Genomic DNA, 12,799 nt, shown 5'->3' on the forward strand with positions numbered 1-12,799 from the left:
ATACAAAACATCATAGACTCGCGAACAAGTTTCATATGGTCACTCGTGATTCTGCGCATTATTCCAGATGGAGTTAACTTTAATTTTGTTAAATGGGGCAAAGTTGCTCTTATTATGAGTGTATTGCTCACGTTGGGGTCGCTTGTATTGATTTATGTCAGGGGCATAAATCTGGGCACTGACTTTGCTGGAGGTGTAGTAGTAGATTTTCAGGTAGCGGATACCTCAGTGGATGCTGAGCGCATAAAGTGTGTGCTTGCAGGGGCTGGATTAGGAAGCGTTTCAGTGCAAAATTTTGGGGAAGATCCCCAGGAATTTATGGTAGTCTTCAAAGGAGGGGCCTCTTCCGGAAGCCATGTCGCTGTAGACAAGGTAAAAGGTGCACTAGGAGAGCTTGGTGAGATTAGCTACAAAAAGGTAGATTACGTAGGTGCTCAGATTGGGTTAGCTCAGGTAAAAGAGGGAATCATAGCCGTGTTGGGTTCTTTGCTCTGCATGTTTTTCTACCTGTGCTTAAGGTTTAGATGGCAGTTTGCAGTGGGGGGAGTTTCAGCTTTGGTGCATGATGTCATTATTACCATGGGTATGGTAAGTGCTACTGGTCTGGAATTTAGTCTGCCTGTTATGGCTGCTATTTTAATGGTTATAGGATATTCAGTTAACGACTCTGTGGTCATATACGACAGAGTACGGGAACTCATGGTGCGATCTGAAACTAAAGATATGGTGCAGATTGTCAATACAGGAATTAACACGACTTTATCTCGTACTCTTTTGACCTCTGGTACTACAATGCTCGCGGCTCTGCCGCTGATGTTATTATGTGAGGGTGCAGTACAGGATTTGGGCATCATTGCGTTTTTTGGGGTCGTAGTAGGAACATATTCTTCCATATTCGTGTCCACAATTCCGTTTATAGGAAGTATACAAAAAGCGCTAAAGTTGAGTAATCCCGCCTCTTAGATAAGTGTATATTCACCCGTAATTGCGGTTTTGTCCCGGCGTTTTTCCTCATGGGTGGTGTTATTTTATTGCTATGCACATTGTGTTCTAGTATTCTTCACTGTGCGCTATGGCTTTGGAGATGAAGCTTACTGTTTTAGGAGTTCGCACGGCGGTGATGCTGTAATAGTATGATATTTCCAGACTCGCAACTACACGTTTGTTTACCACTACGCCCTATGACAAAGTCTCTAACACAGTCTTATGCTTCCCCAGAACTTTTTACTGAATCATAGTAGACGCTGCATGCGTTGTATATGTCCGTAATTAACAGAAAGAAGAGACTACACACCTCAATCCCGGATCTTCAACAGCAGTACAGTCCTTCCACTATGTTTGTTTTTTCTTCACTGTCTGATCCTCTTCTTTAGAGAGCAGAGGACTCGCACGTATAAGCTTTTCTCACTCTGGAATGCTTAAGAGAAGATAGACAAAATCACCATGTCCGCACCATTTCCTACTTTTACTTAAAAGCTTATAAGATCAGACGTATGCCACACTCAGCGCCAATGTAATCTAAGCTCAGGTCTACTTTTCCAGTTTTCACAGGTCTTTCTCCTGTTTTTTCGTCAAGGAATACAGTGCGCATCGGAACCCTATCATACCAACTATCACCTATAATATGATGATAAAACCCCCCTACAAACGCGGTAACTCCTGAAGCAAAATTATAACTCAGACCAGCCTTTAATCTGTAGGCAAGTTTAGCTGCCCTATGTTCATCCACTATTTCAACAAACGTGCTACCTAAACCCACGCATGAATATGCGGATGCGCGCTTTCTTGTTAGAGAAACATTGTGATCATAACAAGCGTTAACCATTACTGAAGTTGCAGCAACAGATGGTATTTCCACAACTACACCATATCCTGTAGCAGCAGCAAGAATTCCTGCAAGTATTTTTCTTTCCTCTTTAGGGAGCTCTTTAATATCAGATACAATGTCCTTACTATTTACACTCCTGCCTCCACGCTCAAGACCATAACGATCACTACCTCCGTTATATCTCCACATCAAGTATGTCCCTATAGCTTTCCTCATGAAAGCTCCAAACCCTCCTACATCTGCTCCTTTGATGGAGTCTCTACATGCAGTTGGTGCAGCAGTCCCCCTCTCATCTCCACCGAGACGAGCCTTCTTGCAAATCTTTTTATCAAGATCAGGACGTTGATCAGCAACACCATTCGCAAAAGCCAAAATTTCATCTTCCGTCAGGTTAGCCAGTCCTGAAATCAATTTTTCATACTGAGCACTTACTAAATAATATGGTAATAATCTGGAGAAAAACACGTACGCAACATCAGAATTCTCCTCTCTATTTTCCCCAGAGCTTACTCTAGCACCGAATTTTTCATGTCCAACTTCTAGTTCCAACCTTCCGCCCATCATCTTATATCCGATACTTCCTACCCAAGACATGAGCACACTGTTCTTGAACTGCACACTGAGATTAGGAGCATCCCAATCTATAGCTTCTGCGTTGAACCGATCTTCCTGATCATTTTTTAAGTAAGGCAATGCTATATGTGTCTTTCCATCACCCACTATGTCGAACGTGCTTACCCTGCTTAATGCGGGAGCATAATCTAAGGCTACGTAGAACTTCTTAGAGTTAGGAGGTAGGTCATCTTTATAAATTGCGGCACTAGCATCTTCTCCCATAATCAACATGAGCAATATCACAGATGCTATGTATAATACTACCCTACTAACACAGCATACCATTAAGTGTTCTACCACATACCCTCCGTAGTTGTTATTTACAACACGTTCATAAGCTCACTCTAACCAAATACTGGAAAGGCACACTCATCAGAACAACACCAATCGCGTATGGTTCACAGCACTTTTATAAGCGCCCATTCCAAATACGTCGCAAGGTTATATGTATGATCATATTTTTCCACTAGATATTCATCCATATCTTCAGTTGCATAACTGCTGTTAATAACTACTTAATAGGATACATAACTACTATACTTGTGCCCAAAGCAAGCTATAAAAGCACTAAGAAATAAAGTATGTAGCATAAAGACTAAGAGGTCATTGTCGCAAGATCGCACCACCAGTCTCCAAAGCGCTAACGTCATCATGAGCCCTGACATCATTCCCAGCCATGACTATAGCCATAGACATCATTACGCTTCCTAATAATAGCTTACGTCCAATAATAACCGCGGTATCGAGATTTGGTTTGCAGCTTTTTGAGCTCCTTAGCAGTACTTTTGAAACTGCAAGACAGCTTGTGAACTTGTAATGCGTTCAATACCATCATTAAACACAGAACAGGTTAGATTGCTTGCTAAGCGTATTTGCAAGATGGGATTTTTGCTCTCTGTTATGTTCTGTATTCGAAAAACAGATGTTTCAGGGTTATGAAAATCGTTAACCTCCCTTTTAATAATTCCTTTTCCGACTTCTAATTTAAATTGATGTTGGAAGCGTAGAGCACAAAGAGAATATCTAAAATCGTCCACTATTTGGCTTCCAGTAAATACCTCAATCTGGACATGTAATAGAAAATACGGTATAACAGAACCTGTTTTTCTCCTGCATACTAATATGATTAGGGTCGTTTGCACAAATTGCAGTGCTGTGTATAGCGTAGCGGGTGCAAGAATTCCTAAGAAAGGGAAAGAGGTAAAGTGTTCTCACTGTCACCACACGTGGCTTTTTATGCCAGAAAATGTGAGTATACCTTCTAAAGGTCCGCCTGGTGGTAAAAAAGAACGGGTAGAGAAGTTCTTTTGGGGGAAGACTTTGATACAAATGATAATTTTATTTCCCCTTTTGTTCTTCTTTTCGTCCTCCTTTCAAGATCGTTTCTCATACACCTTTAGAAAGATTTATCGCTTAACCGAGATCTATGACACTTCTGACATTAAGTTGCGTAGCTCCGGGGTGGAAGTATTAGAAGTGCATGGTGATGGTACCATGCAAGTGAGAGTCAGGTGGATCATAATAAATAACGCGGACAAGGAACGATTTGTGCCTGATGTGCGCTTTACTTTCTATGATGAGAACCAAAAAAGTGTATTCTCAAAAAAAATAGAAGTAGATAAGTACAATGTGATAAAAAGCAAGACAGGTATGCATTTCGAAAGGGTCATTGAGGGAGTGCCCAGTTCAGCAAATACAGTTCAGGTTCGTGCAGGTAACGCTTTTGAGATCTTTTTCTAACGATATACCGGAGTTTACCGTAACAGAAATTACGGGTGTGCTGCAAAGATTCATGCAGGAAACGTTCTATAGCATAAAAGTTAGAGGGGAAATTAGTGGCTTATCTAGACCCAATTCGGGACACGTATACTTTACGCTAAAGGACAGCAACTCTGTAATCAACGCCGTATGTTGGAACGGCACAAGGCTCAAGGTACAGTTTTGCGATGGATTGGAAGTAGTGTGTACCGGTTATTTAAGCGTGTACCAATCAAAGTATCAGTTGATTGTAACCGATATGACATTGGCAGGTTATGGGAAATTGGCTGCCATGCTTGCAGAACTGAAGAAAAAGCTGGAACTCGAAGGGCTTTTTAGCCCTGCACGGAAGAAAAAGCTTCCGTTTTTACCGACAAAGATAGGAGTGATAACTTCTCCTACAGGTGCCGTTATTAGCGATATTATAAGTCGAGTAAAGCAAAGATTCCCGAGCAATGTTGTTGTATGGCCTGTACAAGTGCAAGGAGATAGAGCCAGCGCCATGGTTATTGAGGCCATTAAGGGATTTAATAGCTTTGCAGACCCTCCCCATGTGATAATTGTGGCGAGAGGTGGAGGAAGCTTCGAAGACTTATGGCCGTTTAATGATGAAGAACTAGCTAGAACTGTTGCGGCATCCAAAATCCCTATTGTCTCAGCCATAGGGCATGAAACAGATTTTACAATAATAGACTACGCAGCAGACTTGCGTGCTTCGACTCCAACAGCTGCTGTGGAGCTGGTGTTGCCGGAAAAAAGTAAACTAGTTGCTAGCATAAACGAAAAATTTGTTCGCACTAAAATCTCCTTTGAGCGAATAGTGAAAATGCAAGAATATCGCCTGTTGAGGCTACACGGTATTCTAACAGAGAAGAAAAATAGTCTACTACAAAAAAGTAGAGTTGCTTTGGAATATCAGCAAAAAATCCGATACCTTCTGCAGGTTTCCTTACTAAGGAAAAGACAATACCTAGAAAGTTTGATGCAGAGACTTTCCTACTATGACAGCAAACATATCTTGAGTGTTGGTTATGCTATAGTACGCGATGAACACGAAAAGCAGATAAGCTCCGTAGAAGCTCTTTCGACTAATGACACAATAACCATAGAGCTCAAGGATGGTAAACGCCGCGCTATCATCATATGAACCAACTTTTCTTCGTTCTCTCCGGTCTCGATTCCCTTTACGTAGTGCTAAAAATACGTGTACTACCTCTACAATGCAAGGAAGTGCAGAAGTGCTCCTCCGCCAGTAGAGACATATGAAAAATCTTGTTCACAATAACCAAACGATCGCATAGCGAATATACTATCGCCGCCCCCTATGATAGTTTTAGCTCCGTTTTCCTTATGGCAAGATACGAGTGCTTTGGTTAATCTCTCAGTTCCTCCCTTAAAAGACTCATGCTCGAAAACACCTAATGGCCCATTCCAAAATATGGTTTTACACTTCCTGATGGTTTCTTCTATGATGCGGGAAGTTTTCTCCCCAATATCAAATATTGAGTCTTCCATTGTTACATCGTTATTATCTTTTACCGTAACTGGACCTTCTAGGTTTTGCGCGACTGCGTGATCTACAGGTAATATGATCTTACAACCACTCTCTTTCGCAGCTTCTATAACTGCCAAGGCTTCTTCAACATTTTTCTCAAAAAACGAATTTCCAACCTTGAATCCCATGGCATCTAGAAACGTGGTGGATAAACTTCCTCCCAATATTAGAAAATCTAGCCTGCTTGCGAAATTTCGGAGCATAGGTATCTTTACAGAAGTTTTCGCTCCACCTATTATGGCAGCCCCGGGGCTTTCACTCACGATACCATCTAAGTAATTTAGTTCTTCTTGTAGATTGAACCCCGCAAATGATGGCAGTAGATTCATAATGGCATCTACGGAAGCATGCTTTCTATGGGAGCAAGAAAACGCATCATTAACATACATGTCTGCCAGAGATGCGAGCTGCCCGGCAAACCCTAAATCGTTCTCTACTTCACCAGTAAAAAATCTAAGGTTTTCCAGCAAAACTACAGAGCCCCAAGGTAGGGAATCTATCACGCTATCAACTTCTTCTCTGGTAATATCGGGAATGAAAGTAATTTCAACTCCTAAGACTTTGCTTACAACATCTACTACCTGCTTTAGAGAAAACTCCTCTTCTTGTGCCTTAGGTCTTCCAAGGTGGGAAATCATAACAACCTTTGCCTTAGCCTTTACCAGAAACTCAACTGTAGGTGCAATCCTCTCTATTCTGGTTTTATCATGAACCTCTCCATTGCTAATGGGAACATTGAGGTCAACACGCAACAGAACCCGACTGTTGCTTATATTAGCAGCATCTATTACTGGTAAATCCCGGATATCTCCCATACGCAAAAATCATCTCCCAAGTTTTGAAAAAAACGTGATATAGGCACATTAATGCCTCACCGCAGAAGTTTACACACGTGTAGTATACGATACAAGCAATAACTATACGTACATAGCAACATAAACGCTGCAGAAAATTAAGTGATTCTGGAGATACTTTTGGCCATGTGGTGTTAAACTGCATTTGTCACGTATGATCGCGACGCTACGAGGTTGTATTTATGCTCAAACTTTAACCCTTTCTTTCTAATGCGATGACAATTTGTGCAATCGCCGTTTTGATTCGTGCATGTTACCAATATGGGTAACATTTCCTTACAAGAAATGGGGTTTCATACTTAATGGAGTTTCTTATATTGTTATCAAATAGTTATCTGAGTTACACCAGAAACTAGAACAAATGCCGTCTAATTTCACCATTATTCATTATTTAACTATGCAGCATGTATAATTCAGCACTGCTAGTGTTACAGGGAGGATTGTATGGAGCAAGTGCCTGATGCCACACAGGGAAGTACCGGGCCTTCGGGAATACAGTGGGAGGTAGTCAAACACAAAAAATACGGCAGCCGTAGTTTATCCCGCGTATCCTGCTTATACTCCTTGAAGATATATGGTGTAAACGGTGTTCTTGCTTTTGATACTGAACCCATTAGGAATGTGTTACTAAGAATTAACCTATCGGTAGACTGTGTATTGTTGAACAAAGCCGTCAGCATAGAAATACTGGACGGTATATCTTTTGGAAAGTTTGCAAGTAAGAAGAAAAATTACTCTTCACGCCTACAAGATTTGTCTAAACACTTCGAAAGTGTGCTGGGTATTATCCTGCCAGAAAGCCTAAAGAAAAGCTTCTATGAAGAATTTGATGAAGCTGCAAAATTATTGAGAAGCTCATTCAGCATCTAGAATATTACAGTTTTTCCATCATCGCCGTTCTTGGTTTAGAGCTACATTTCCTCACACAGACAGCACTAGCAGATATGACAATTTCATGGTCTTTAGTACAAGTATTGTGCTAGCATTTTACTATGGGAGAGTCAAAAAGCTTCAGATGTTACAAGTGGTAAATCTCACGATATATTTGCTCACTTGTTACTCTACGAGAATCAGTCAGGAGATAGGTACCTAGTGGATCGGTGATGCGGCTTCAAGCAGGTAGTTTTTGTTTGAAGTTGCTAGAAAGAGAACACAATTCAAACCACTGCTGATAGGAATTACATCCTCTTGTTCACTGGTACAGTGCCCAGCAGCAAACTCATAGTTCTGGCGTAACTGTGCACTTATTAGTTGCCAACATGATAGAGCAGTACAGCTTGCTCGTAGAAATGCTAACCATTCCATCTCGCTTCAACAATGCGGAGGAGAACTACGCAAGATCCGCCGTCGATCCTAGTTTGTATGCCCCAAACGGGTCTGCTTGGTTTTAATATAATTTCCGTTATATTCGTTGATCTCCATGTGAAAAGGGATAGTTTTCGTCACATCAAATCCATACTTACCTATCTCCTGCACTTTGTGAGGATTATTGGTTAGCAACTGGAGACTCGATACTCCCAGGTTCCTTAAAATCATGGCTGCAGGTAAGAATATGCGTTCATCGTCATCAAATCCTAGAAACCTGTTAGCATCCACTGTATCTAGGGAATTCTGCATCTGCAAACTGTATGCCCTGATTTTGTTAGCAAGACCAATTCCGCGACCTTCTTGAGAAATGTAAAGAATGATACCCCCAGCCTGTTCAGCCAAAAGCTTTACTGCTGTGAGTAACTGACTGCGACAGTCACACGATAGACTCCCCAATAGGTCTCCTGTGTAACACGAAGAGTGCAGCCTCACTACAATGTTTTCAATTGCTGGCTCACCTATAACTATTGCGTAATGTTCTGGCTCACCAATTTTAGACCGATACACTATGATCTTTGATTTAAGTGAATCCTGGAGATATAGATCAGATCGACACACTTCTTGTAAGACGTACTCCTGTGTGTAGTCTGTTAGCGCCTTTCCGGCTAAATGCAATATTCCATTACATTTGCACCAATCGTACATCTCTTCTATGTTCCCAAATCCCATATCTATCACTAGCGCTGATGGTAGCAATTTTGCCATCTTTACTAGGTCTATTGCTAGACTATCTAGTGGACTCAAGCTCTCTTCGACAGGTACACTACGTGTCTCTTCTGGTAAACCACTCATAAGAGTTCTTATATCTGCGAGTGACAGGGTGTTAGCTCCTACTCGTGATAACTTATCGTTCGTTGTTACATACGATGCTCGCTGTGCCGTGAGGAGGATATATAAAGAGGTTATATAAATCAGTGGAAGAGTTTCCAAAGTGATGCGCCATCTATATGCACTCTCACAAACGTATATCCTGAAAAACTGAACACAATTGTCTGCCAAGGTCCTTCTTGGAAACTGTGTTGCTAAATAGATATTTGCATCGTGTAAGTGGTAGCTATGTTACTAGGTCTTATACTGTATTTTCACATTTGAGATTGCAACGTAGCGTGAATGTTTCCAGAACGCGTAATACATGAAGGAATCTCCTTCATGGTAGCACTGGAGTGAAACATACCATAGCGTTTCCATCCACAAACGAGAAGTTTAGTTACACTTGATGTAGTGCATCTTATAATTTTAGGCACAACCAACGTGAAAATCATTCATGGATACTCTCGTAATATAAAATTGGGATTTCATTGAAGTTAACAACAGTTTTTGTCAAAGCATTACACATGTACATGTGTTCTATTAAGTAAACCTCTTATGGAAGCGGTGTTTTATAGTGTGCTTATAAACTTGGATTGCTTATATCTCACGCGCCATCTTCTAAACAATGAGAATATCTGCAAACTGGGAAAAACAATCGACCATATTCGATAGGAAGAACGCTCCTATATGAAGTAAGTGAAATTATTCTTCAAAATTGTGAGTATATAGAGTGTATTCTCTCGAAAAGTTGTAACGGTTGTGCTACAAGGTAGGGGGGGTTTGTCTTTATAGGGAAGAGTAGCACCACGTAAACAGTAGTTAATACAAAGTAAACGGTGAGCTGCTACCGTGTCGAGGCTTAAGCTTGACTAGTGCTTCGTCTGCTAAGTTTTGGGTTACTACTCGTAATGAATGAGTTATTATTGCGTGGTAGTGTGTGGTGGATTGTGTATTATGCGTATGCTTCTGATGTACAGCAGTGCGGTAATGTTGCTAATGGTCTATCGTAGTTTTATTACGGCTTGCAGGATTGCTTTGCTTGCATGTATGGTTGGTATGGTTTGCGTAGACGAGGATGAGCTTAGAGGATGGAATACGGGCTCACCGTTTGTTGGGGTTTCTGTTTCTATGCTGTGCTGCCTAGTGATGTTTCTTTTTTTGTTGTTACAGGTGGTTATACTTGCTTGTCTTGTGGCTTCTGTGTCGAGATACAAAAGTTTTGCTGCTGTGGTTATGTGGGTAGCGTTTGCTATGCATCGTAGGGTGTTTCCTTCTACTCGTGAGCGTGATGCTCATGTTGTATTACCGAAAGGTAACGTCTCTTCCATAAGTAATGATGAGGAAGTACGTAACCGTGTGGTGGGGAGTATTATGTGGCTCCAAAAAGTATCTAGCATGTCAGCTGCCGAGATGTTACCTCTAGGTAGTTTTTGTCCTAGGAAGCAGTTAAGATAGTACAGATGGGTCTGCGAAAAGTTTTTTGACTATGGTAAGCTATGAGGAATATTTTTGCTTGTTGTAGTAGAGGAATGGGGTCTATATTATCGAAGATTTCTGCTGCTATTCCTGGTGTTGAAGAGATATTTAGACTGATGAAGCAAGGATGTCTTTCAGTCAGAGAAAATACTTCGGCAATACGAGATAAAACCGGCAATTTACTTGCCACAAATATAGATCTAGGACTATATCATTTTTACCGTGGGAGCATATCTGATGCCAAAACGCGTTTTTGGTTGATTAGCTTGGTGCGTCCTCGTTTACCTGAAGTGCACTACAACATTGGAAGATGTCACTTAGTGCTTAAGCGTTTTGATAGTGCTATAGTAAGTTTTAAGAAGGCGCTTTCTCTTGATGGTAATCATAAGGAGGCACGTTACTACTTAAACAAAGTGCTTAGCCCAGAGTCAATTACAGAAGTTCCAGAAAATGTGGTTAAGCAGTATTTTAACTACACCAGTGAGTATTTCGTTGAGCATTGGCTTATATCTAAGAATTACCGAGGGCATGAGCATGTACGCTCTCTTGTGATGAATTTTTTTGATGATAGGCTGTCAGATATACGAATTTTAGATTTAGGTTGCGGAACAGGGGTATGTGGCCAATTTCTCAAAATGCGTGATATAGGCAGTCACTTAACTGGGGTTGATATATCAAGAAGAATGCTCGACATAGCGCGGCAATGTTTTGTCTATGGCAAGCGAGCATATAATGCACTTGTATGTATAGGTATGCATGAGTTTCTGCGTGATAATACGGAGGAGTTTGACGTAATCATCATGACGGAAGTGCTTCACTACTTTGGGGATTTGAAAGAAATACTCACTTTAGTGAGTAAGGCTCTTAGTTCCACAGGAATGGTGATAGGATTGGTGCGAGAAGCTGGTTCAAGCGGTTATCAGTTCATCAAGGAAGGGGACTTCTTCTGCCACTCATCCAGTTACATATCACAAACTGTAGCGGCAACAGGATTTCGCTTAAGTTACATGAATCGCTGTGAGATTTATGGAGATAAGGTACAGGGATTGCTCTTTGCAATATCTAAGGACACAGAAGAGTAATGTGAGGGTGCTTATACATTCAACTTGGGCGCCTATATGGAGCTTATTCTGTAGACTTTATTGACAAGTAATTTACCTTTTCATTATCATGATCAGGTATATTCTGTGCGGTTATGGTGGAAATGGTAGACACGCAGCGTTGAGGTCGCTGTGGCTATATCAGCCTTGGAAGTTCAAGTCTTCTTAACCGCACCATTTCATGAGTCTCAAAATGTTTGGCCCAATTGGCAATTTTTTTGGTTTGGGGAACAATTTATTGAGTCGAGCTGTAAATGAAATACGGCGTTGTGCTCCAGTTATTCTCCACGAAGATGATAAATATTTGTTGGTTTTCGCTAGCGAGTTATTAGAGGAGCCATCTCTTGCCGTGTTCAAGTCTTTTTCAGACAATGTATATATCCTCCTCACGGCACAGCGAGCATCGTATGTAACAACGAACGATAAGTTATCACGAGTAGGAGCTAACACCCTGTCACTCGCAGATATAAGAACTCTTATGAGTGGTTTACCAGAAGAGACACGTAGTGTACCTGTCGAAGAGAGCTTGAGTCCACTAGATAGTCTAGCAATAGACCTAGTAAAGATGGCAAAATTGCTACCATCAGCGCTAGTGATAGATATGGGATTTGGGAACATAGAAGAGATGTACGATTGGTGCAAATGTAATGGAATATTGCATTTAGCCGGAAAGGCGCTAACAGACTACACACAGGAGTACGTCTTACAAGAAGTGTGTCGATCTGATCTATATCTCCAGGATTCACTTAAATCAAAGATCATAGTGTATCGGTCTAAAATTGGTGAGCCAGAACATTACGCAATAGTTATAGGTGAGCCAGCAATTGAAAACATTGTAGTGAGGCTGCACTCTTCGTGTTACACAGGAGACCTATTGGGGAGTCTATCGTGTGACTGTCGCAGTCAGTTACTCACAGCAGTAAAGCTTTTGGCTGAACAGGCTGGGGGTATCATTCTTTACATTTCTCAAGAAGGTCGCGGAATTGGTCTTGCTAACAAAATCAGGGCATACAGTTTGCAGATGCAGAATTCCCTAGATACAGTGGATGCTAACAGGTTTCTAGGATTTGATGACGATGAACGCATATTCTTACCTGCAGCCATGATTTTAAGGAACCTGGGAGTATCGAGTCTCCAGTTGCTAACCAATAATCCTCACAAAGTGCAGGAGATAGGTAAGTATGGATTTGATGTGACGAAAACTATCCCTTTTCACATGGAGATCAACGAATATAACGGAAATTATATTAAAACCAAGCAGACCCGTTTGGGGCATACAAACTAGGATCGACGGCAGATCTCCATAATGCCTTATGTACAAGATGATGATGGCTCAAGGCAGGCTGAATTCCATGTAGCGCCGACAAGACCTAGATTGTCGATGGGAGAGCTCATTATACTTAATGAAAAATTAGCGTAACAATTAGTAGTACGG

At 41.2% G+C, this 12,799-nt stretch carries 10 protein-coding genes, 1 tRNA gene and 1 pseudogene; 9 read left to right on the forward strand and 3 right to left on the reverse strand.

What is annotated here, in order from left to right; all coding sequences use genetic code 11:
- The first annotated feature begins 45 nt into the window (after positions 1-45).
- The gene (gene secF / locus APHWEB_RS02440; RefSeq protein ID WP_011451341.1) at positions 46-963 is read left to right on the forward strand and encodes a protein translocase subunit SecF; all 918 of its coding nucleotides are present in this window, start codon (positions 46-48) and stop codon (positions 961-963) included.
- Positions 964-1,477: 514 nt separating this feature from the next.
- Here secF and APHWEB_RS02445 read toward each other — a convergent pair.
- On the reverse strand, positions 1,478-2,686 hold the full coding sequence (locus tag APHWEB_RS02445) for a P44/Msp2 family outer membrane protein (protein ID WP_162183395.1): 1,209 nt from the start codon (positions 2,684-2,686) through the stop codon (positions 1,478-1,480).
- Positions 2,687-3,565: 879 nt separating this feature from the next.
- On the opposite strand from APHWEB_RS02445, the pseudogene APHWEB_RS07140 reads away from it, so the two are divergent.
- The 3 genes and pseudogenes from APHWEB_RS07140 to xseA all read left to right on the forward strand — a co-directional run.
- Positions 3,566-3,661, forward strand: a pseudogene (locus APHWEB_RS07140) (zinc-ribbon domain-containing protein); the annotation flags it as partial.
- A gap of 18 nt (positions 3,662-3,679) precedes the next feature.
- Positions 3,680-4,183 (forward strand): hypothetical protein, encoded by a 504-nt coding sequence (locus APHWEB_RS02455; protein WP_226988847.1) that lies wholly within the window; start codon positions 3,680-3,682, stop codon positions 4,181-4,183.
- Entirely contained in the window at positions 4,152-5,348 is a 1,197-nt protein-coding gene (gene xseA, locus APHWEB_RS02460) for an exodeoxyribonuclease VII large subunit (protein ID WP_011451338.1), read from the forward strand. The genes APHWEB_RS02455 and xseA overlap by 32 nt, the downstream gene beginning before the upstream one ends.
- 68 nt (positions 5,349-5,416) lie before the next feature.
- Here the strand turns inward: xseA and APHWEB_RS02465 are convergent, their stop codons facing one another.
- Positions 5,417-6,571 (reverse strand): phosphoglycerate kinase, encoded by a 1,155-nt coding sequence (locus APHWEB_RS02465; protein WP_011451337.1) that lies wholly within the window; start codon positions 6,569-6,571, stop codon positions 5,417-5,419.
- Between the two features lie 483 nt (positions 6,572-7,054).
- On the opposite strand from APHWEB_RS02465, the gene APHWEB_RS02470 reads away from it, so the two are divergent.
- The gene (locus APHWEB_RS02470; RefSeq protein WP_011451336.1) at positions 7,055-7,480 is read left to right on the forward strand and encodes a hypothetical protein; all 426 of its coding nucleotides are present in this window, start codon (positions 7,055-7,057) and stop codon (positions 7,478-7,480) included.
- 483 nt (positions 7,481-7,963) lie between these two features.
- Here the strand turns inward: APHWEB_RS02470 and APHWEB_RS02475 are convergent, their stop codons facing one another.
- A complete protein-coding gene (locus APHWEB_RS02475) occupies positions 7,964-8,770 on the reverse strand; it encodes a GTP cyclohydrolase II (protein WP_226988818.1) in 807 nt (268 codons plus the stop codon).
- A gap of 945 nt (positions 8,771-9,715) precedes the next feature.
- On the opposite strand from APHWEB_RS02475, the gene APHWEB_RS02480 reads away from it, so the two are divergent.
- The 4 genes from APHWEB_RS02480 to APHWEB_RS02495 all read left to right on the forward strand — a co-directional run bounded on the left by APHWEB_RS02480 (position 9,716) and on the right by APHWEB_RS02495 (position 12,649).
- Positions 9,716-10,243, forward strand: coding sequence for a hypothetical protein (locus APHWEB_RS02480; RefSeq protein ID WP_020849161.1), 528 nt, complete (start codon positions 9,716-9,718; stop codon positions 10,241-10,243).
- Between the two features lie 41 nt (positions 10,244-10,284).
- Entirely contained in the window at positions 10,285-11,346 is a 1,062-nt protein-coding gene (locus tag APHWEB_RS02485; protein ID WP_020849160.1) for a methyltransferase, read from the forward strand.
- A gap of 107 nt (positions 11,347-11,453) precedes the next feature.
- A tRNA-Leu gene (locus APHWEB_RS02490) sits at positions 11,454-11,541 on the forward strand.
- 61 nt (positions 11,542-11,602) lie between these two features.
- Positions 11,603-12,649, forward strand: coding sequence for a GTP cyclohydrolase II (locus APHWEB_RS02495; RefSeq protein WP_230597222.1), 1,047 nt, complete (start codon positions 11,603-11,605; stop codon positions 12,647-12,649).
- Positions 12,650-12,799 lie beyond the last annotated feature (150 nt).

This window comes from Anaplasma phagocytophilum str. Webster (assembly GCF_000964685.1).
Lineage (GTDB): Bacteria > Pseudomonadota > Alphaproteobacteria > Rickettsiales > Anaplasmataceae > Anaplasma > Anaplasma phagocytophilum.